Below are 20,094 nucleotides of genomic sequence, written 5' to 3' on the forward strand. Positions count from 1 at the left end.
AAATGGGGATTCACGTTGATACAAAAATTCGGCATGTGACAGCGGCCGAAACGAATATTTTCGCAGAGTTGGGCTTTGAAGAAAAAGAGGCTAAACAGTTACAGGAAAACGCTGAGAAAGAAGTCGAGCAACTGCTTGCTATCAAGCGGCAACTTATGCAGGAAATTTCCACATGGATCACGGAAAACAAACTCCGTCAGGTGGATGTTGCCGCCAGGCTTAATGTATCCCGACCACGTGTCTCCGACGTGGTGAATCTTAAAACCAACAAGTTTACGCTCGACACGCTGGTCATGATGTTGTGCAAACTTGGAAAACCCGTCTCAGTAACCGTCGGCTAATCTTTTTTTCCAGCCCAAACCTAAGGTATATTTCGCCCTTCACAGGAGAAACTATGCTGCCAACTCAATCAACTCGATTAAACAAATACATTAGCGAGAGCGGGATCTGCTCACGTCGCGAGGCTGACCGTTACATTGAACAGGGTAACGTGTTTCTTAACGGCAAACGCGCCACCATTGGCGATCAGGTGGTACCTGGCGATGTGGTGAAAGTGAATGGTCAGGTCATCGAACCACGTGATGCCGAAGACCTGGTGTTTATCGCGTTGAACAAACCGGTTGGGATTGTCAGTACCACGGAAGACGGCGAGCGGGACAACATCGTTGATTTCGTGAACCACAGCAGCCGTATCTTCCCGATTGGCCGCCTGGATAAGGACTCTCAGGGGCTGATTTTCCTCACCAACCACGGCGATCTGGTGAACAAAATTCTGCGTGCCGGTAACGATCACGAGAAAGAGTACATTGTTACGGTGAACAAGCCGGTCACGGACGAGTTCATCCGTGGGATGGGCGCAGGCGTGCCGATTCTGGGCACCGTGACGAAGAAGTGTAAAGTCAGAAAAGAGGCGCCGTTTGCGTTTCGTATCACGCTGGTGCAGGGCCTGAACCGCCAGATCCGCCGCATGTGCGAGTACTTCGGTTATGAAGTGACGAAGCTGGAACGCACACGCATCATGAACGTCAGCCTGTCCGGGATCCCGCTGGGCGAGTGGCGTGACTTAACGGATGACGAGCTGATCGAGCTGTTCAAACTTATCGAGAACTCCTCGTCCGAAGCGAAGCCGAAAGCTAAAGCGAAACCGAAAACACAGGCGATTAAGCGTCCGGTGGTGAAGGCACCGCAGACGGAAGAGAAAGGGCGAGGCAAGCCGGGCAACGGAAAACGCTTTACCCAGCCGGGGCGCAAAAAGAAAGGGCGCTGATTAGCGCCTTCCACGGGTTGATGTGCTGGCGGACCAGGAAAAGGTCGCCTCTGCATCCGGCTTATAAGCCTGCTCTTTTTTCAGCTTGCGGGCTTTTTTCGCCGCAGCCTCACGTTGCGCCATCAGCTTATCGATGTACTCTTTTTTAACCTGATTGGTTTCGGCGTTCGTCAGCGTGCGGCCATGTGCGATGCGGGCGCGGTCGAGAAGCGTTTTCAGTTCGCGCTGCTCGGCTTCGGTCATGTCTTTCTGGGTTAAACGTGGTGTAGCCATTGCTGAAGCCTCCTGATGGGGAGGCTTCAGTGTAAAGCAAGCCGAGTCAATTAACCCTGTTTCACCGCATCTTTTTTCGGTTGTCCATCAATCGGTTTACCGGACCAGTAGCCCGCCAGCAGTGAACCGGACAGGTTGTGCCAGACGGAGAACAGCGCCCCCGGCAGCGCTGCCAGCGGTGAGAAGTAAATTTTACCCAGCGCCGCCGCCAGGCCCGAGTTCTGCATCCCCACTTCGATCGCCAGCGTGCGGCAGGTGGATTCGTCAAAGCCAAACAGCTTCCCGCCCCAGTATCCGCCCAGCAGACCAATAGTGTTATGCAACACTATCGCGATGATAACGACAAAGCCTACCGAAGCAATGTGCGATGCAGAGCCAGCTACCACGGCGCTGATGATGGCCAGAATGCAGACCATCGAAAACGCGGGCAAGTACGGCTCAACCGCTTTCACTACCCGTGGGAAGAGATGGTGGATCACCAGCCCCAGCGCAATCGGGATCACCACGATTTGCAGGATGCTCAGCAGCATGCCGATCACGTCCACCTGAATATGCGCGTCCACGTACAGGCGGGTTAACAGCGGCGTGGCAATCACGCCCACCAGCGTGGAGATGGACGAGATGGTGACAGAGAGCGCCACGTCGCCTTTCGCGAGATAGATCATCACGTTAGATGCCGTGCCGCTGGCGACGCTCCCCACCAGCACCATCCCGGCGGAAAGGTCGGGTGGCATCTTAAAGGCCATCGCCAGCAGCCACGCCGCGAGGGGCATCACCAGGTAGTGCAGGAAAATCCCTGCGGCAACCGGCGCCGGGCGAGACAGCACGCGTTTAAAATCGTCGATTTTCAGATGCACGCCCATGCCGAACATAATCAGCATCAGCAGCGTGGTGACCCACGGACCAATGCCCGTGAAGGTGGAGGGGGTATAATACGCGAGTACAGAGAGCAGCAGCGCCCATAACGGGAACAGCCGGGTGATAGCGGATAACATAGTGAATTCCTTGCAGTATTGTCGTGTTGTTTAGTTATGAAAAAGCCGGGTCTGTGCCCGGCTTATTGATATTGTTTATCGTGCTAACGAATTTTATTCAAACAAATTCTGATGAAGTTTCTGCACCACCTGCTCGGCCTGATCGGCAGGGACCAGGAAGCAGAGGTTGTAGCTGGAGGCACCGTAGCAAATCATACGGATATTGAACGGGTCGAGCACGCCGAAGACCTCTTTGCCCACGCCGCAGGCGCGCGACAGCTTGTTGCCGATGATAGCGACCAGCGCCAGATCTTCTTCCACCTCCACGCGGCACAGCTCAGAAAGCTCAATCAACAGCGACTGCGTCAGAAGGGTGTCGCCGGTTGAGGTGGAGCCGGTGGTGTCGAGCGTCAGCGCAATGCTGACTTCTGACGTGGTGATCAGATCCACAGAGATATTATGGCGCGCCAGGATGCCAAACACTTCTGCCAGGAAGCCGCGGGAGTGCAGCATATTATGGCTGTGCAGGGTAACCAGCGTCTGCTTACGACGCAGGGCCAGCGCGCGGAACAGCGGCGGATTCTCGGTTTTCTTGCAGACCAGCGTCCCGCCTGCTTTCGGATCTTTACTGGAGCCGACGAAGACCGGAATGTCGCTGCGCACGGCGGGCAGCAGCGTGGCCGGGTGCAGCACTTTCGCGCCGAAGGTAGCCATTTCGGCCGCCTCTTCAAACGCGATCACATCAATACGTTTTGCCGCAGACACTACGCGCGGGTCGGTGGTATAGATACCCGGCACGTCCGTCCAGATATCCACGCGGGTCGCGTGCAGGGCTTCACCCAGCAGGGCGGCGGTATAGTCGCTGCCGCCACGGCCCAGCGTGGTTGTGCGCCCTTTGGCTTCACTGCCGATAAAACCCTGGGTGATCACAATGCCTTCATCCAGGCGCGGAGCAAGCTGCTGGTTAGTCAGCTCTGCCAGGGCTTCAACGTCCGGCTCGGCGCGGCCAAAGCGGTCGCTGGTGCGCATGACTTTACGCACGTCGAACCACTGCGCCTGAATATTGCGCTCGCGCATGATCTCAACAAACAGCAGGGTGGACATCAGTTCGCCGTGGCTGACCAGTTCGTCGGTCAGTGCGCTGGAGGTGGCCAGCGACGCGGCTTCTGCCAGGGTGGTGATATTTTCCAGCAGGCGTTCCACTTCCTCACGAATAACGTTCGGGTTTTGCAGACGCTCAAGAATATCGAACTGAATTTTGCGCAGTGCATCCAGCTTCACGAAGCGTTCGGTCGCTTCCAGTCCTTCAGACAGAGAAACCAGCAGGTTCGTCACGCCGGCTGAGGCGGACAGCACCACCAGGCGGGTATTCGGATCGGCCAGCACCACATCGGCGCTGCGGTTCATGGCATCGTAGTCTGCCACACTGGTGCCGCCAAACTTGGCGACCACAAAACTCGTCATAACAACCTCGTGTCAGGGAATGAATAGAGCGACCTTGGCACAAGAATGAAGCGAGAACAGGTGCAGGCGCAAAATACGGCCCTATAAATAAAATGTGGGGGAGGTCCTGTCAATGCTGGGATTATGCGGATTTTTTATGGGGGGGTACCCCTGAGAAACAGGACTTATAACAGGCCCACATTTTATGCTCCTTTTTACCCCATTTTGACCAACATTTCGCCACGCCGGAAGGGCGCGACAGCAGCTATACTTTTCGGGTCTTTTCACCTGCGTTTGATGCAGACCAGGGCAATGGCATAAAAACCATCACAATTTTTATTTGCAGGCGCTACAATCGACCGCAGTCACAATTCTCAAATCAGAAGAGTATTGCTATGAAAAACATCAACCCAACGCAGACCGCTGCATGGCAGGCACTACAGAAACATTTTGATGAAATAAAAGACGTCACCATCGCGGATCTGTTCGCGAAAGATGCCGATCGTTTCAGCAAGTTTTCCGCCACCTTCGATGACCTGATGCTGGTGGATTTCTCCAAGAACCGTATCACCGAAGAGACGCTGGCGAAGCTGCAAGATCTGGCGAAAGAGACTGAGCTGGCAGATGCCATCAAGTCCATGTTCTCCGGTGAGAAGATCAACCGCACCGAAGACCGTGCCGTGCTGCACGTGGCGCTGCGCAACCGTAGCAATACTCCAATTATCGTTGACGGCAAAGATGTGATGCCGGAAGTGAACGCGGTGCTGGAAAAGATGAAAACCTTCTCTGAAGCGATCATCTCCGGTCAGTGGAAAGGCTACACCGGCAAGGCGATTACCGACGTGGTGAACATTGGTATCGGCGGCTCTGACCTCGGCCCGTTCATGGTGACCGAAGCGCTGCGCCCGTACAAAAACCACCTCAACATGCATTTCGTCTCTAACGTCGATGGGACGCACATCGCTGAAGTGCTGAAAAAGGTGAACCCGGAAACCACCCTGTTCCTGGTGGCGTCCAAAACCTTCACCACCCAGGAAACCATGACCAACGCCCACAGCGCGCGCGACTGGTTCCTGAAAACTGCGGGTGACGAAAAGCACGTGGCGAAACACTTCGCGGCGCTGTCCACCAACGGTAAAGCCGTGGGCGAGTTCGGTATTGACACCGCGAACATGTTCGAGTTCTGGGACTGGGTTGGCGGTCGCTACTCTCTGTGGTCTGCGATTGGCCTGTCCATCATCCTGTCCGTGGGCTTCGACAACTTCGTTGAGCTGCTCTCCGGCGCGCATGCGATGGACAAACACTTCTCCACCACCGCGCCTGAGAAAAACCTGCCGGTGCTGCTGGCGCTGATCGGGATCTGGTACAACAACTTCTTCGGCGCTGAAACCGAAGCGATTCTGCCGTACGACCAGTACATGCATCGCTTTGCGGCCTACTTCCAGCAGGGCAACATGGAATCCAACGGCAAGTACGTTGACCGTAACGGCAACGCGGTGGATTACCAGACTGGCCCAATCATCTGGGGCGAGCCGGGCACCAACGGTCAGCACGCGTTCTACCAGCTGATCCACCAGGGCACCAAAATGGTACCGTGCGATTTCATCGCCCCGGCTATCACGCACAACCCGCTGTCCGACCACCATCCGAAGCTGCTGTCTAACTTCTTCGCTCAGACCGAAGCGCTGGCGTTCGGTAAATCCCGCGAGGTGGTTGAGCAGGAGTACCGTGACCAGGGTAAAGATCCGGCCACGCTGGACCACGTTGTGCCGTTCAAAGTGTTCGAAGGCAACCGCCCGACCAACTCCATCCTGCTGCGCGAAATCACGCCGTTCAGCCTGGGCGCGCTGATTGCGCTGTATGAGCACAAGATCTTCACGCAGGGCGCTATCCTGAACATCTTCACCTTTGACCAGTGGGGCGTTGAGCTGGGCAAACAGCTGGCAAACCGTATTCTGCCAGAGCTGGGTGACGATAAAGCGATCGACAGCCACGACAGCTCCACCAATGGTCTGATTAACCGTTATAAAGCATGGCGCGCGTAATAAATATGTCATGAACAATGCCGGCGATATGCCGGCATTTTTTTATCGGATAATTCCTGATGTCTGTTAGTTAACTCAAATTCTGAATCTGAGTTTAATCCGAAAAAGACGGTTAACCCGTTAATTGCTGCGGTTTATTTTAAGAAAATACGGAGTGGCACTTTAATAGTTATATATTATAACTTATTGATTTTAAGTAATTATATATTTAATTAATTCTGCTTTCTTTTCATTTTTAACCATTAGTCTGAAAACCTCCTTCCTATTTACCCCCACGGTAAACCCACTGCTTTAGTTGTGTATACTCGAATCCGCCTGAATTTCTTTTCGGGCAAATCTCCATTCATTCATTGAAGGGAAATTGTTATGAAGAAAGTACTGTATGGCATTTTTGCCATATCTGCACTTGCGGCGACGTCTGTCTATGCAGCTCCGGTCCAGGTCGGGGAAGCGGCTGGGTCGGCAGCGACGTCTGCGTCTGCGGGGAGTTCTACCGCAGCCAGCACCAGCGCCGTAAGTTCAGCCGTGGGTGTCGCGCTGGCGGCAACCGGTGGCGGTGATGGCTCCAATACCGGAACCACGACCACTACGACGACCAGCACCCAGTAATACCGGGTGTTTTAATCATAACCACACTTCGGTGTGGTTATTTCGCCCCTTCGGAGAAGAGTCGTGAAGCGACCTGCAATCATCCTGATTTGCCTGCTGTTGCAGGCCTGCTCAGCTACCACCAAAGGGCTGGGCCACTCACTGTGGGACAGCCTGTTCGGTACGCCGGGCGTGCAACTGACCGATGACGAACTTCAGAACATGCCGTACGCCAGCCAGTACATGCAGCTAAACGATGGTCCGCAACTGTTTGTGGTGCTCGCTTTCGACGAAAACGGGCAGCAGAAATGGGTGACGCAGGATCAGGCCACCATCGTGACGCAGCATGCCCGGCTCGTGAAAACGTTGCTCGGCGGCGACAATCTGCTTGAGGTGAACAACCTGGCGGAAGATCCGCTTATCAAGCCTAATCAGATTGTCGATGGCGCAAGCTGGACGCGCACGATGGGCTGGACCGAGCATAAGCAGGTTCGCTACGCCACGGCCCGCTCCACCTTCCGCTGGGACGGTTCGGACAGTGTCAAAGTGGGCAGCGACGAAACGCAGGTGCGCGTACTGGATGAAGAGGTGACTACCGATCAGGCCACCTGGCATAACCGCTTCTGGGTGGACGAAGAGGGGCAAATCCGCCAGTCCTTACAGTATCTCGGTGCCGGTTTCTTCCCGGTGAAAACCACCCTGATCAAGGCGGCGAAATCATGAAAATGCTTATCCACGTTGCGCTTCTCGCCAGCCTGGCCTCGCCGCTGGCATGGTCTGCGGGAACGGTACAGGTCTACACCCCGGACAGCGAAAAACCAAAAACCTTAACCAATGCCGGGCATCTGCTCGATCTGGTGGGGCAGCCGAGGCTGGCGAAAAGCTGGTGGACCGGGGCGGTTATTAGCGAGCGTCAGGCGACGGTAGTCGCGGAACAAAAACATCAGGCGCTGCTCGCCCGATTAAGCGGGCTGGCACAACAGGAAGATGCCGACGATGCCGCGGCCATTAACAGCCTGCGTCAGCAGCTTCAGGCGGTGAAGGTGACGGGTCGCCAGAAGGTGAATCTCGATCCGGATGAGGTGCGCGTCGCGGAAAACGGCAATCCGTCGCTGGAAGGGGACTATACCCTGTGGCTCCCGGCTCAGCCTTCCACCGTCACCGTGATGGGACTCATCAGCAGCCCCGGCAAAAAGCCGTTTACGCCGGGCCGGGACGTCGCGAGCTATCTCGACGAGCAAAGCCTGCTCAGCGGCGCGGATAACAGCTATGCCTGGGTGGTCTATCCGGACGGGCATACCCAAAAAGCGCCGGTGGCTTACTGGAATAAACGCCATATCGAACCTATGCCAGGCAGCATCATTTTTGTCGGATTTACCGACCATTTCTGGACGAAAGCGTATGACGGGCTTAATGCCGATATCCTTCGCTCCCTGATACAGCGGATACCGGAATAATGAAAAAAACCTATCTCTACAGCATGCTTGCACTGTGCGTAAGTGCCGCCTGTCATGCAGAAACGTATCCGGCACCCATCGGCCCGTCGCAGTCCGATTTTGGCGGCGTGGGCTTACTGCAAACCCCGACGGCGCGTATGGCCCGCGAGGGGGAAATCAGCCTTAACTATCGCGATAACGATCAGTACCGTTACTACTCTGCGTCCGTGCAGCTGTTCCCCTGGCTGGAGACCACGCTGCGCTACACCGACGTACGTACTAAACAGTACAGCAGCGTGGATGCCTTCTCCGGCGACCAGACCTACAAAGATAAAGCTTTCGACGTGAAGCTGCGCCTGTGGGAAGAGAGCTACTGGATGCCGCAGGTCTCTGTTGGCGCGAAGGATATCGGCGGGACTGGCCTGTTTGACGCGGAATACATCGTGGCCAGCAAAGCCTGGGGACCGTTTGATTTCTCACTCGGTCTGGGGTGGGGCTATCTCGGCACCAGCGGCAACGTCAAAAACCCGTTCTGCTCCTACAGTGATAAATACTGCTACCGTGATAACAGCTACCAGAAAGCCGGTTCCATCAACGGGGACCAGATGTTCCACGGCCCGGCCTCGCTGTTTGGCGGCGTGGAATACCAGACACCATGGCAGCCGCTGCGCCTGAAGCTGGAGTACGAAGGCAATAACTACAGCGAAGATTTTGCTGGCAAAATAGAGCAGAAGAGCAAGTTTAACGTCGGCGCCATTTACCGCGTCACCGACTGGGCCGACGTTAACCTCAGCTATGAGCGCGGTAATACCCTGATGTTTGGCTTTACCCTGCGCACTAACTTTAACGACATGCGGCCGCACTACAATGACAACCCGCGGCCAAAATATCAGCCGGAGCCGCAGGATGCGATCATTCAGCACTCCGTGGTAGCGAACCAGCTGACGCTGCTGAAATATAACGCGGGCCTGGCGGATCCGAAGATCCAGACCAAAGGCGATACGCTGTACGTCACCGGCGAGCAGGTGAAATACCGCGACTCCCGGGAAGGGATCGAGCGCGCCAACCGGATCGTCATGAACGATCTGCCGGAGGGGATCCGCACGATCCGCGTGACGGAGAACCGTCTCAACCTGCCGCAGGTCACCACCGAAACCGATGTTGCCAGCCTTAAGCGTCATCTTGAAGGCGAACCGCTGGGACATGAAACCGAGCTGGTGCAAAAACGCGTTGAACCGGTGGTGCCAGAGAGCACCGAGCAGGGCTGGTATATCGATAAATCCCGCTTCGATTTCCATATCGATCCGGTGCTGAACCAGTCCGTGGGCGGGCCGGAAAACTTCTACATGTATCAGCTGGGCGCGATGGCGACGGCAGATCTGTGGGTGACAGACCACCTGTTGACCACCGGTAGTCTGTTCGGCAACATTGCGAACAACTACGACAAATTTAACTACACCAACCCGCCGAACGATTCAAAACTGCCGCGCGTGCGTACCCGCGTTCGTGAATATGTGCAGAACGATATCTACGTGAATAACCTCCAGGCCAACTACTTCCAGTACTTCGGCAACGGCTTCTACGGCCAGGTTTACGGTGGCTATCTGGAAACCATGTTTGGCGGCGCGGGGGCGGAGGTGCTTTATCGTCCTGTTGACAGCAACTGGGCGTTTGGGATTGATGCCAACTACGTGAAACAGCGTGACTGGCGCAGCGCGCAGGACATGATGAAGTTCACCGACTACAGCGTCAAAACCGGCCACCTGACCGCCTACTGGACGCCGTCGTTCGCGCAGGACGTGCTGGTGAAAGCCAGCGTCGGGCAGTACCTGGCGGGTGATAAGGGCGGCACGCTGGATATCTCCAAACACTTCGACAGCGGCGTCGTGGTGGGCGGCTATGCCACCATCACCAACGTTTCGCCGGACGAGTACGGGGAAGGGGACTTCACCAAAGGGGTGTACGTGTCGATTCCGCTGGATCTGTTCTCGTCAGGCCCAACCCGCAGCCGCGCGGCAGTGGGCTGGACGCCGCTGACACGCGACGGCGGCCAGCAGCTTGGACGTAAATTCCAGCTGTATGACATGACCAGCGATAAGAACATTAACTTCCGCTGATGCCCCTCACCCTAACCCTCTCCCTGAAAGGGAGAGGGGATGATTTGCTCCCTCTCCCTTTCAGGGAGAGGGCCGGGGTGAGGGTAATCCTTTCCGTTGCGCCAAACATAAACAAAAAATATAGATCCCCGTCACATTTTTGCGTTATACAGGAACCTCGCCCTGGAGAATGAGGTGCTGTATGACATCCCTGACTCGTCCGCGCGTTGAGTTTATCTCAACCATCCTCCAGACCGTGCTGAACCTCGGTCTGCTAAGTCTTGGTCTGATTCTGGTTGTCTTTCTCGGCAAAGAGACGGTACATCTGGCGGATGTGCTGTTCGCCCCTGAGCAAACCAGCAAATATGCGCTGGTGGAAGGCCTGGTGGTCTACTTTCTCTACTTCGAATTTATCGCCCTGATTGTGAAGTACTTTCAGTCCGGCTTTCACTTCCCGCTACGCTATTTTGTCTACATTGGCATCACCGCCATTGTGCGGCTGATCATCGTCGATCATAAATCCCCACTCGACGTGCTGATCTACTCGGCGGCGATCCTGCTGCTGGTGATCACCCTCTGGCTGTGCAACTCGAAGCGGCTGAAACGGGAATAAAAAAAGGGCGCTCCGAAGAGCGCCTAACAACAGTCACAAGTTGGTTCAATACAATACGTCTAAAGTTGAGGGTTGCAGTGGCATAACAGATGAAACTTAACCTTTCACACCGCCCGCCGTCAGGCCATTCACCAGCCAGCGCTGGGCCAGCAGGAACACCACGGTAATCGGGATGGCGGAAAGTACGGCCGCCGCGGCAAAGTCGCCCCACAGGTAGTTTTGCGGGTTGAGGTATTGCTGCATACCTACGGCCAGGGTGTAGCTGTTCACATCGCGCAGTAACAGTGAGGCAACCGGGACTTCGGTGATCGCCGCGATAAACGACAGAATAAACACCACCGCCAGAATCGGCACCGACAGCGGCAGCAGCACCAGACGGAACGCCTGCCACGGGGTGGCACCATCCAGCGACGCCGCCTCTTCCAGCGAACCGTCGATGGTTTCGAAGTAGCCTTTGATGGTCCACACATGCAGGGCGATGCCGCCAAGATAGGCGAAGATCACGCCGCCGTGGGTGTTCAGGCCGATAAACGGCACGTACTGGCCAAGACGATCAAACAGGGCATACAACGCCACCAGCGACAGCACTGCCGGGAACATCTGGAAAATCAGCATCCCTTTCAGCAGGGTTGCTTTGCCCGGGAAACGCATACGGGCGAAGGCGTAAGCACAGGTGGTGGAGAGCGTCACGATGCCGATCGCGGTGATGGTCGCCACCTTCACTGAGTTCCATAACCACAGCAGCACCGGGAACGGCGGCGGCGTGACGCGGCCATCGGCATGTTCCACGCTGAAGCCCAGCGCGAGCTTCCAGTGCTCCCAGGAAATTTCATCCGGGATCAGACTCCCGGTGGCGAAGTTCCCCGAACGCAGGGAGATGGCGATAACCATCAGCAGCGGGAACATGATCGCCGCGATGAAAATCAGCAGGCCTAAGTGCGTCGCGAGGAGGCGCAGTTTCTGAGATTTGGGTTGTACCATTGCCATGTTCAGTGCCCTCCTTAGTCAAATTTCATACGTGTGGCTTTCAGATTCACAATCGCCAGGGCGCCAACCAGCAGGAAGATCAGGGTGGCAATCGCTGCCGCCAGGCCGAAGTCCTGACCACCGCCGCCCTCGAAGGCGATACGGTAGGTGTAGCTCACGAGCAGGTCGGTATAGCCTGCTGGCGTGGTGGTGCCGAGACGGTCCGGGCCACCGTTGGTCAACAGCTGAATCAGCACGAAGTTGTTAAAGTTAAAGGCGAAGCTGGCAATCATCAGCGGCGTCAGCGGCTTAATGAGCAGCGGCAGCGTAATCTTGAAGAAGTTCTGGAACGGACCCGCGCCGTCCATCGCCGAGGCTTCGTACAGATCGTCCGGGATAGCCTTCAGCAGGCCCATGCACAGGATCATCATGTACGGATAACCCAGCCAGGTGTTGACGATGATAATCATCGAGCGTGCGGTGGTCGGGTCGCTGAACCAGGCCGGTTTGATACCGAACAGCGCGCTCAGCATCATGTTGATTTCACCGAAGCTCTGGTTAAACAGCCCTTTGAAAATCAGAATTGAGATAAACGACGGTACGGCGTAAGGCAGAATCAACAGTACGCGGTAAATCGCTTTCCCTTTCAGGGACTCCCACTGCACGAGGCAGGCCAGCACCATGCCCACGGCCACGGTCAGGATCACGGTCAGTACCGAGAAGACCACCGTCCAGACGAAGATGGCGAAGAACGGTTTCTGGATACCTTCGTCGGTAAACACGCGGGTAAAGTTGTCCCAGCCGATGGTGACGGTGTAGCCCGGGCTGAGCTTGTCGTCACCCCAGTTGCCGTCAGCATTCACTGACTGATAAAAACCGATATCGTTGTTCGGACGGTACTTCACGCCGCTCTGGTTGTTGGTCAGCGTGCCGTCATCCGCCAGGGTATACAGCGGCTGCGTGCCGGAGAACTGACGCAGCGAGCTCATGGTCACTTTGCTGTCATCGGGCAGCACGGCGGTGAGCTGGGTCAGCGCCTGACGGTTCTGGGTAATGATACGCAGGTTGGCGCGTTCACCTTCCGGCAGGGCCGCAGCCTCTTTTAAGACCAGCTTCTGCTCGCCGCCAAATTTGAACGCGTCGGAAAGATAGTTTTTGCCGCTCTCGCCGTCAGTGAGCGCTAACTTCCATTCATCTCCCGCGGGATACAGACCGAAGTTAAAGGTTTTACCCGCCTGATAAGAGCGATCCAGAAGCACCTGGGTGGCGCGCTCCTGCGCGAGCTGGTTGGTGCTACTGTAGTTGGTAAAGGCGATTGCGATGGTGCAGATCAGCGGAAAGAGGACAAACAGCCCCATTCCGGCAACACCTGGGTAAACGTAGCGCCAGGCATAGGCTTTACGGTTGGCGAAAATATACAGGCCAGCAGAGCTTAAGATCAGCGTCATGATGGCAAAGAGATATTCCCCTTGTACGTACATTAAAACAACAAGGTAACCCACCAGCAGACACAGCAGACCTATCACTGACCACTTCAGTGCGTCGCTTTGCCACCAGTGCTTCTTTTTAATGACATCCATGGGGTTCTTCCTCTACAACGGTGGAAACTTTTCGTCAGGTGGCGCTGCGCTTACCTGACCTACGGATCGTGCCGTAGTCGTAGGGCGGGTAAGCGCACGCGCCACCCGCCGTTTTTCTGCTTACTTAGTAATACGACCCTGAGCATCTTTCAGCGCGGCATCGACAGTCTGGCGACCGCTTGCAGCGTTGATAACCGCAGTACGGGTGGCGTACCAGAACGCAGCCATCTGCGGGATGTTCGGCATGATTTCGCCTTTCTGGGCGTTATCCATGGTGGCCGCGATGCGTGGATCTTTCGCCAGCTGATCCTGGAAGGATTTCAGCGCAACGGCGCCCAGCGGTTTGTCCTTGTTCACTTCATCCAGACCCTGATCGGTCAGCAAGTAGTTTTCGAGGAACTCTTTCGCCAGCTCTTTGTTCGGGCTGGCGGCGTTGATACCCGCGCTCAGCACGCCAACGAACGGTTTAGACGGCTTGCCGTTGAAGGTTGGCAGCAGGGTCACGCCGTAGTTGATTTTGCTCTTGTCGATGTTGGTCCAGGCCCACGGACCGTTGATGGTCATCGCGGTTTCGCCTTTGTTGAACGCCGCTTCCGCGATGGAGTAGTCGGTATCCGCGTTCATGTGTTTGTTCTTAATCAGGTCAACCAAGAAGGTCAGGCCTTTTTTCGCACCCGCATTGTCCACGCCCACGTCTTTCACGTCATATTTGCCGTTTTCAAACTTGAACGCGTAACCGCCATCGGCAGCAATCAGCGGCCAGGTGAAGTACGGCTCTTGCAGGTTGAACATCAGGGCGGATTTACCTTTCGCCTTCAGCTCTTTATCCAGGGCAGGGATCTCTTCCCAGGTTTTTGGTGGGTTTGGCACCAGGTCTTTGTTGTAAATCAGTGACAGGGCTTCAACCGCGATTGGGTAAGCGATCAGCTTGCCGTTATAGCGAACGGCGTCCCAGGTGAACGGGAACAGTTTGTCCTGGAAGGCTTTGTCTGGCGTCACTTCTGCCAGCAGGCCAGACTGCGCGTAGCCCCCGAAACGGTCATGCGCCCAGAAGATAATGTCCGGACCGTCGCCAGTTGCTGCAACCTGCGGGAATTTCTCTTCCAGTTTGTCCGGGTGCTCTACGGTGACTTTGATACCGGTGTCTTTCTCGAATTTTTTGCCCACTTCGGCCAGGCCGTTATAGCCCTTGTCGCCGTTAATCCAGATTACCAGCTTGCCTTCTTCAATTTTGGCGAGCGCTGGGGCGGAAACCATCATTGCTGCGAGGGCGGACAATGCGAAAACGCGTGCGCCAGTCTTGATATTCATATCTGCCATCCTTTTTGGTGATGTGCTCGTGGATACATAAGGTGGTTCAACGTGACTCAGTCTCCTTATTTGACATCCTCTTTCCATCCTCCCAGTCCCTACGCCCCACCCCCTGTTTGTGTGATCCCTGTAACATAAATTTAAGTTATGAGTGCTGGCGCACATAAAAACCCACTGAATTTTGCAGGCCGCTTCACGATTTTCGCCTCAGCCCCTCAGCTGCGGTCGCAGAGCCTGCTCTCTCATCCTCCCGCCTCCTCCCCCATAAAAAAGCCGGGGGGTGGAGGATTCACGAAAGTAATGGAACACGCATAGTGAACTTATCTTGAATGTTTCTGTCGGTGACAGGTTGTAACGAAGGGAGAAGGGCATGGCGAGCGTACAGCTGCGTAATGTAACGAAAGCCTGGGGCGACGTAGTGGTGTCAAAAGACATCAATCTGGACATCCACGAAGGTGAGTTTGTGGTGTTCGTGGGTCCATCAGGCTGTGGTAAATCGACTCTGCTGCGTATGATTGCCGGTCTTGAAACCATCACCAGTGGCGATCTCTTTATTGGTGATACCCGAATGAACGACATCCCGCCTGCTGAACGCGGCGTGGGCATGGTGTTCCAGTCTTATGCACTCTATCCGCATCTTTCCGTTGCCGAGAACATGTCCTTTGGCCTGAAGCTGGCCGGCGCGAAAAAAGAGACCATTAACCAGCGCGTCACCCAGGTGGCGGAAGTGCTCCAGCTGGCACATCTGCTGGAGCGTAAACCGAAAGCGCTTTCCGGTGGTCAGCGTCAGCGTGTGGCGATTGGCCGTACGCTGGTAGCCGAGCCGCGCGTGTTCCTGCTCGATGAACCGCTTTCCAACCTGGATGCCGCCCTGCGCGTCCAGATGCGTATCGAAATCTCCCGTCTGCACAAGCGCCTTGGGCGCACGATGATTTACGTCACCCACGATCAGGTCGAAGCGATGACGCTGGCCGACAAAATCGTGGTGCTGGACGCCGGTCGCGTGGCGCAGGTGGGCAAACCGCTGGAGCTGTATCACTACCCGGCAGACCGCTTTGTTGCGGGCTTTATTGGCTCGCCAAAGATGAATTTCCTGCCCGTTAAAGTGACCGCGACGGCAATCGAACAGGTACAGGTGGAGCTGCCAAACCGTCAGCAAGTCTGGCTGCCGGTCGACAGCGCCAACGTACAGGTGGGGGCCAATATGTCCCTCGGTATCCGCCCTGAACATTTACTGCCGAGCCACATCGCTGATGTGACGCTGGAAGGTGAAGTTCAGGTCGTCGAACAGCTTGGTCACGAAACACAGATTCATATCCAGATCCCCGCCATCCGTCAGAACCTGGTCTACCGCCAGAATGACGTGGTGTTGGTAGAAGAGGGTGCCACATTCGCTATCGGTTTGCCGCCAGAGCGTTGCCATCTGTTCCGTGAGGATGGCACTGCATGTCGTCGGTTGCACAAAGAGCCAGGCGTTTAAGCATTCCAATTACAAAGAAAAGCAATGATCTCAGGAGATAGAATAATGATTACTCTGCGCAAAGTCCCTCTGGCTGTCGCCATTGCGGCAGGCATCCTGTCTGCCCAGGCGGGCGCCGTAGACTTTAAAGGTTATGCTCGTTCCGGCATTGGCTGGACCGGAAGTGGCGGTGAACAACAATGTTTCCAGGCAACAGGCGCACAAAGTAAATACCGTCTCGGTAACGAATGTGAAACCTACGCCGAACTGAAACTGGGCCAGGAAGTGTGGAAAGAAGGCGATAAGAGCTTCTATTTCGACACCAACGTAGCGTACTCCGTTTCTCAGCAGAACGACTGGGAATCCACCAGCCCGGCCTTCCGTGAAGCAAACGTGCAGGGTAAAAACCTGATTGAATGGCTGCCAGGCTCTACTATCTGGGCCGGTAAGCGCTTCTATCAGCGTCATGACGTACACATGATCGACTTCTACTACTGGGATATTTCTGGTCCTGGTGCCGGTATTGAAAACATCGATCTGGGCTTTGGTAAACTTTCTCTGGCTGCAACCCGTTCTTCAGAGTCCGGCGGTTCTGCAACCTTCGCCGATCGTGATGCGAACGGTGACCGTATTTATGACAACGTGGTACCAAACGATGTCTTCGACGTCCGTTTAGCCGGTCTGGAAACCAACCCGGGCGGTACGCTGGAGCTGGGCGTTGACTACGGCCATACCAACATTCCTGACGACTACTATCTGCAACCTGGCGCCTCTAAAGATGGCTGGCTGTTCACCGCTGAACACACCCAGAGCATGATGAAAGGCTTCAACAAGTTCGTCCTGCAATACGGTACGGACTCCATGACCTCTAACGGTAAAGGGATTCCACAGGGCGGCAGCATCGATAACGACGGTTCTATGTGGCGTGTGCTGGACCACGGTGCAATCACCCTGGCAGACCGTTGGGACCTGATGTACGTCGGTATGTACCAGAACATCGATCGTGACAACAACAACGGTACCGAGTGGTGGACCGTGGGTGTTCGTCCAATGTTCAAATGGACGCCGATCATGAGCACCTTGCTGGAAGTGGGCTACGACAACGTCAAATCTCAGAAAACTGACGACAAAAACAGCCAGTACAAAATCACCCTGGCACAGCAATGGCAGGCAGGCGACAGCATCTGGTCTCGTCCGGCTATCCGTGTCTTCGCAACCTACGCGAAGTGGGATGAGAAATGGGGCTATGCAAACAACGACTCTGGTGCAGGTTACACCTCTGGCGTAGCGTATAGCGACACCTCCGCGAAAACCTTCAGCCGTGGCGACAACGATGAGTGGACCTTCGGCGCCCAGATGGAAATCTGGTGGTAATTCGTCAAGCCTGACGTAATGATCTGAAAAGAGGGGCGTAAGCCCCTCTCTCCTTAGGGTGCTGCGCGCTATTGCCTGGCCACCGCAGTGCTCACGCTATCAGAGGTAATAACAATGAAAATGAAGAAAAGTCTCGTCGCGCTGTGCCTCTCTGCGGGGCTGTTGGCCTGTGCGCCTGCGGTTACTTTTGCAGATGTGAATTTTGTTCCTCAGAATACCAGTGCTGCGCCAGCTATTCCGGCCGCGGCACTTCAGCAACTGGTGTGGACGCCAGTTGATCAATCAAAAACACAAACTACCCAGCTTTCAGCGGGTGGTCAGTCACTGAACGTGCCGGGTGTCAGCGGTCCGGTTGCGGCTTTCAGCGTGCCTGCGAATATCGGTGAGCTGACCCTGACGTTGACCAGTGAAGTCAATAAACAGACCAGCGTCTTCGCGCCTAACGTGCTGATCCTCGATCAGAACATGACGCCGTCCGCTTTCTTCCCAAGCGACTATTTCAGCTATCAGGAACCCGGCGTCATGAGCGCTGACCGTCTGGAAGGCGTTATGCGCCTGACGCCTGCCCTGGGTCAGCAGAAGATTTATGTTCTGGTGTTCACGACTGAAAAAGATCTGCAACAGACAACGAAGCTTGTTGATCCGGCAAAAGCCTATGCGAAAGGCACGGGTAACTCCGTCCCGGATATTCCTGACCCGCTTGCCCGTCACACCACCGATGGTCTGATCAAGCTGAAAGTCTCCACCAACAGCGCCTCCAGCGTGCTCGTTGGCCCACTGTTTGGCTCATCGGGTCCTGGCCCGGTAACGGTGGGTAATACTGCCGCCCCTGTGTATGCCGCACCAGCCGCCGCACCAGCCGCAGCCCCGGCCCCGACGAAAAAAGCCGAGCCGGTGCTTAACGACACGGAAACGTACTTCAACAACGCCATCAAGCAGGCGGTTAAAAACGGCGACGTCGATAAAGCGCTGAAACTGCTTGATGAAGCCGAGCGTTTAGGTTCAACCACTGCCCGTTCCACCTTTATCAGCAGTGTAAAAGGCAAGGGGTAACCGTCTCCCCGCAGTGCTGATTTTGTTAGTCGTTTAGTGCGCCTTACCGGGCGCACTTTTTTTGGCCAAGTTGCACCATTGTTGCGATAGTGATCGCTAAATTTGGTTTGTCCGTCCTCATTTTGCCAATCTGCGATACAATGCCTTTACGTTATGTATCGGAGAGTCTGGCATGTCACACCCCGCGCTAACGCAGCTGCGTGCGCTACGCTATTTCGACCAAATACCCGCGCTTAACCCGGAGCAACTGGACTGGCTGCTGCTGGAAGATTCCATGACAAAACGTTTTGAGCAACAGGGTAAAACGGTCACGGTGACGATGATTCAGGAAGGGTTTGTCTCGCCTGCGGAGATTGCCAGCGAGTTGCCGCTGCTGCCGCAGGAAGAACGCTACTGGCTGCGTGAAATTTTACTTTGTGCGGATGGCGAGCCGTGGCTTGCCGGGCGGACGGTGGTTCCGGAGTCTACACTTTCGGGGCCGGAGCTGGCATTGCAACGCCTCGGCAAAACGCCCCTGGGGCGCTATCTGTTCACCTCGTCTGAACTGACCCGTGATTTTATTGAAATTGGTTGCGATGCCGATTTGTGGGGGCGCCGTTCCCGCCTTCGTTTGAGTGGCAAGCCGTTAATACTGACGGAACTCTTTTTGCCTGCATCGCCGTTGTACTAAGAGGGAGAAAAAATGGAGTGGAGTCTGACGCAGAATAAGCTGCTGGCCTATCACCGCCTGATGCGTACTGATAAACCCATTGGCGCGCTGCTGCTGCTGTGGCCGACCTTATGGGCGCTGTGGGTTGCCACGCCGGGCGTGCCGCCGCTGTGGATCCTGGCGGTGTTTGTGGCGGGTGTCTGGCTGATGCGCGCTGCGGGTTGTGTGGTTAACGACTATGCCGACCGTAAATTTGACGGGCATGTGAAGCGTACCGCGAATCGACCTCTGCCGAGCGGTCAGGTGACCGGGAAAGAGGCGCGTATCCTGTTTGTGGTGCTGGTGCTTCTCTCTTTCCTGCTGGTGTTAACGCTTAACACCATGACCATTCTGCTCTCCGTTGCAGCCCTGGCGCTGGCCTGGGTTTACCCGTTTATGAAGCGATACACCCATCTGCCGCAGGTGGTATTGGGTGCGGCATTTGGCTGGTCGATTCCCATGGCATTTGCCGCAGTCAGCGAGTCCGTTCCACTCAGCTGCTGGCTGATGTTCCTGGCGAATATTCTCTGGGCCGTTGCGTACGATACCCAATACGCGATGGTCGATCGCGATGACGATCTCAAGATTGGCATCAAATCGACGGCGATCCTGTTTGGTCGTCACGACAAACTGATCATCGGCATATTGCAGGTGGCGGTGCTGGCGCTGATGGTGACGATTGGTCGCCTGAACGGGCTGAACTGGGCGTTTTACTGGTCCGTACTGGTGGCGGGACTGCTGTTTGCGTATCAGCAGAAGCTGATCGCGAAGCGCGAGCGTGAAGCCTGCTTTAAAGCGTTTCTGAATAACAACTACGTCGGGCTGGTGCTGTTTCTGGGGCTGGCGATGAGTTACTGGTCATAAAAAAGCCGGGTGGCGGCTTCGCCTTACCCGGCCTACGATTTAGCGTAACATGTAGGCCGGGTAA

Annotated in this window: 19 protein-coding genes; 13 read left to right on the forward strand and 6 right to left on the reverse strand. The window is 55.6% G+C overall.

Going from position 1 to position 20,094, the window contains the following annotated elements; all coding sequences use genetic code 11:
- Positions 1–2: 2 nt before the first annotated feature.
- Together ACOTX7_RS12680 and rluF are read left to right on the forward strand one after the other, a co-directional pair.
- Complete coding sequence (locus ACOTX7_RS12680; RefSeq protein ID WP_006810505.1) at positions 3–341, forward strand: helix-turn-helix domain-containing protein; 339 nt, start codon at positions 3–5, stop codon at positions 339–341.
- A 53-nt stretch (positions 342–394) separates the two neighbouring features.
- On the forward strand, positions 395–1,267 hold the full coding sequence (rluF, locus tag ACOTX7_RS12685) for a 23S rRNA pseudouridine(2604) synthase RluF (protein WP_006810504.1): 873 nt from the start codon (positions 395–397) through the stop codon (positions 1,265–1,267).
- Here rluF and ACOTX7_RS12690 read toward each other — a convergent pair whose 3' ends face one another.
- The 3 genes from ACOTX7_RS12690 to lysC form a co-directional block, all read right to left on the reverse strand.
- The gene (locus ACOTX7_RS12690; RefSeq protein WP_047354151.1) at positions 1,268–1,540 is read right to left on the reverse strand and encodes a DUF3811 domain-containing protein; all 273 of its coding nucleotides are present in this window, start codon (positions 1,538–1,540) and stop codon (positions 1,268–1,270) included. It lies immediately after the preceding gene.
- 50 nt (positions 1,541–1,590) lie between these two features.
- A complete protein-coding gene (gene panS / locus ACOTX7_RS12695; protein ID WP_221256776.1) occupies positions 1,591–2,535 on the reverse strand; it encodes a ketopantoate/pantoate/pantothenate transporter PanS in 945 nt (314 codons plus the stop codon).
- Positions 2,536–2,628: 93 nt separating this feature from the next.
- The gene (gene lysC / locus ACOTX7_RS12700) at positions 2,629–3,978 is read right to left on the reverse strand and encodes a lysine-sensitive aspartokinase 3 (protein WP_006810501.1); all 1,350 of its coding nucleotides are present in this window, start codon (positions 3,976–3,978) and stop codon (positions 2,629–2,631) included.
- 374 nt (positions 3,979–4,352) lie between these two features.
- On the opposite strand from lysC, the gene pgi reads away from it, so the two are divergent.
- From pgi to psiE, 6 genes are all read left to right on the forward strand, one after another.
- Positions 4,353–6,002 carry a glucose-6-phosphate isomerase gene (gene pgi / locus ACOTX7_RS12705; RefSeq protein WP_047354149.1) on the forward strand — a complete coding sequence of 550 codons (1,650 nt, stop codon included), beginning with the start codon at positions 4,353–4,355 and terminating at the stop codon, positions 6,000–6,002.
- A 366-nt stretch (positions 6,003–6,368) separates the two neighbouring features.
- Positions 6,369–6,611: an exopolysaccharide production protein YjbE gene (gene yjbE, locus ACOTX7_RS12710; RefSeq protein ID WP_003860341.1), complete on the forward strand. Its 243-nt coding sequence runs from the start codon at positions 6,369–6,371 to the stop codon at positions 6,609–6,611.
- 63 nt (positions 6,612–6,674) lie between these two features.
- Complete coding sequence (locus ACOTX7_RS12715) at positions 6,675–7,313, forward strand: YjbF family lipoprotein (RefSeq protein WP_221256777.1); 639 nt, start codon at positions 6,675–6,677, stop codon at positions 7,311–7,313.
- On the forward strand, positions 7,310–8,047 hold the full coding sequence (locus ACOTX7_RS12720) for a capsule biosynthesis GfcC D2 domain-containing protein (RefSeq protein WP_221256778.1): 738 nt from the start codon (positions 7,310–7,312) through the stop codon (positions 8,045–8,047). The genes ACOTX7_RS12715 and ACOTX7_RS12720 overlap by 4 nt, the downstream gene beginning before the upstream one ends.
- Positions 8,047–10,143 (forward strand): YjbH domain-containing protein, encoded by a 2,097-nt coding sequence (locus tag ACOTX7_RS12725; protein WP_047354146.1) that lies wholly within the window; start codon positions 8,047–8,049, stop codon positions 10,141–10,143. Before ACOTX7_RS12720 ends, ACOTX7_RS12725 begins: the two co-directional genes overlap by 1 nt.
- Positions 10,144–10,324: 181 nt before the next feature.
- Positions 10,325–10,735: a phosphate-starvation-inducible protein PsiE gene (gene psiE, locus ACOTX7_RS12730; protein ID WP_000202963.1), complete on the forward strand. Its 411-nt coding sequence runs from the start codon at positions 10,325–10,327 to the stop codon at positions 10,733–10,735.
- A gap of 96 nt (positions 10,736–10,831) precedes the next feature.
- On the opposite strand, the gene malG is transcribed toward psiE, so the two are convergent.
- The 3 genes from malG to malE form a co-directional block, all read right to left on the reverse strand.
- Positions 10,832–11,722: a maltose ABC transporter permease MalG gene (gene malG / locus ACOTX7_RS12735; RefSeq protein WP_006810496.1), complete on the reverse strand. Its 891-nt coding sequence runs from the start codon at positions 11,720–11,722 to the stop codon at positions 10,832–10,834.
- Positions 11,723–11,736: 14 nt separating this feature from the next.
- Entirely contained in the window at positions 11,737–13,281 is a 1,545-nt protein-coding gene (malF, locus tag ACOTX7_RS12740) for a maltose ABC transporter permease MalF (protein WP_213828431.1), read from the reverse strand.
- Between the two features lie 120 nt (positions 13,282–13,401).
- Entirely contained in the window at positions 13,402–14,592 is a 1,191-nt protein-coding gene (gene malE / locus ACOTX7_RS12745) for a maltose/maltodextrin ABC transporter substrate-binding protein MalE (protein ID WP_032673704.1), read from the reverse strand.
- 370 nt (positions 14,593–14,962) lie between these two features.
- Between malE and malK the strand changes: the two genes are divergently transcribed.
- The 5 genes from malK to ubiA all read left to right on the forward strand — a co-directional run bounded on the left by malK (position 14,963) and on the right by ubiA (position 20,030).
- Positions 14,963–16,072, forward strand: a complete 1,110-nt coding sequence (gene malK / locus ACOTX7_RS12750) for a maltose/maltodextrin ABC transporter ATP-binding protein MalK (RefSeq protein WP_003860329.1) — start codon at positions 14,963–14,965, stop codon at positions 16,070–16,072.
- A gap of 42 nt (positions 16,073–16,114) precedes the next feature.
- Positions 16,115–17,425: a maltoporin gene (locus tag ACOTX7_RS12755; protein WP_026080558.1), complete on the forward strand. Its 1,311-nt coding sequence runs from the start codon at positions 16,115–16,117 to the stop codon at positions 17,423–17,425.
- Positions 17,426–17,539: 114 nt separating this feature from the next.
- Positions 17,540–18,478 carry a maltose operon protein MalM gene (gene malM / locus ACOTX7_RS12760; protein WP_006810491.1) on the forward strand — a complete coding sequence of 313 codons (939 nt, stop codon included), beginning with the start codon at positions 17,540–17,542 and terminating at the stop codon, positions 18,476–18,478.
- A 172-nt stretch (positions 18,479–18,650) separates the two neighbouring features.
- Complete coding sequence (gene ubiC / locus ACOTX7_RS12765) at positions 18,651–19,148, forward strand: chorismate lyase (protein WP_003860326.1); 498 nt, start codon at positions 18,651–18,653, stop codon at positions 19,146–19,148.
- Between the two features lie 12 nt (positions 19,149–19,160).
- Entirely contained in the window at positions 19,161–20,030 is an 870-nt protein-coding gene (ubiA, locus tag ACOTX7_RS12770; RefSeq protein ID WP_214592565.1) for a 4-hydroxybenzoate octaprenyltransferase, read from the forward strand.
- Positions 20,031–20,094 lie beyond the last annotated feature (64 nt).

The organism is Enterobacter cloacae complex sp. IR5418, assembly GCF_049238105.1.
GTDB lineage: Bacteria > Pseudomonadota > Gammaproteobacteria > Enterobacterales > Enterobacteriaceae > Enterobacter > Enterobacter hormaechei.

What these genes read in the sequence shown, in the direction of transcription:
- ACOTX7_RS12680 (WP_006810505.1), top strand. Translation starts at nt 3, where the DNA reads ATGGGGATTCACGTTGATACAAAAATTCGGCATGTGACAGCGGCCGAA.
- rluF (WP_006810504.1), top strand. Translation starts at nt 395, where the DNA reads ATGCTGCCAACTCAATCAACTCGATTAAACAAATACATTAGCGAGAGC.
- ACOTX7_RS12690 (WP_047354151.1), bottom strand. Translation starts at nt 1,540, where the DNA reads ATGGCTACACCACGTTTAACCCAGAAAGACATGACCGAAGCCGAGCAG.
- panS (WP_221256776.1), bottom strand. Translation starts at nt 2,535, where the DNA reads ATGTTATCCGCTATCACCCGGCTGTTCCCGTTATGGGCGCTGCTGCTC.
- lysC (WP_006810501.1), bottom strand. Translation starts at nt 3,978, where the DNA reads ATGACGAGTTTTGTGGTCGCCAAGTTTGGCGGCACCAGTGTGGCAGAC.
- pgi (WP_047354149.1), top strand. Translation starts at nt 4,353, where the DNA reads ATGAAAAACATCAACCCAACGCAGACCGCTGCATGGCAGGCACTACAG.
- yjbE (WP_003860341.1), top strand. Translation starts at nt 6,369, where the DNA reads ATGAAGAAAGTACTGTATGGCATTTTTGCCATATCTGCACTTGCGGCG.
- ACOTX7_RS12720 (WP_221256778.1), top strand. Translation starts at nt 7,310, where the DNA reads ATGAAAATGCTTATCCACGTTGCGCTTCTCGCCAGCCTGGCCTCGCCG.
- ACOTX7_RS12725 (WP_047354146.1), top strand. Translation starts at nt 8,047, where the DNA reads ATGAAAAAAACCTATCTCTACAGCATGCTTGCACTGTGCGTAAGTGCC.
- psiE (WP_000202963.1), top strand. Translation starts at nt 10,325, where the DNA reads ATGACATCCCTGACTCGTCCGCGCGTTGAGTTTATCTCAACCATCCTC.
- malG (WP_006810496.1), bottom strand. Translation starts at nt 11,722, where the DNA reads ATGGCAATGGTACAACCCAAATCTCAGAAACTGCGCCTCCTCGCGACG.
- malF (WP_213828431.1), bottom strand. Translation starts at nt 13,281, where the DNA reads ATGGATGTCATTAAAAAGAAGCACTGGTGGCAAAGCGACGCACTGAAG.
- malE (WP_032673704.1), bottom strand. Translation starts at nt 14,592, where the DNA reads ATGAATATCAAGACTGGCGCACGCGTTTTCGCATTGTCCGCCCTCGCA.
- malK (WP_003860329.1), top strand. Translation starts at nt 14,963, where the DNA reads ATGGCGAGCGTACAGCTGCGTAATGTAACGAAAGCCTGGGGCGACGTA.
- malM (WP_006810491.1), top strand. Translation starts at nt 17,540, where the DNA reads ATGAAAATGAAGAAAAGTCTCGTCGCGCTGTGCCTCTCTGCGGGGCTG.
- ubiC (WP_003860326.1), top strand. Translation starts at nt 18,651, where the DNA reads ATGTCACACCCCGCGCTAACGCAGCTGCGTGCGCTACGCTATTTCGAC.
- ubiA (WP_214592565.1), top strand. Translation starts at nt 19,161, where the DNA reads ATGGAGTGGAGTCTGACGCAGAATAAGCTGCTGGCCTATCACCGCCTG.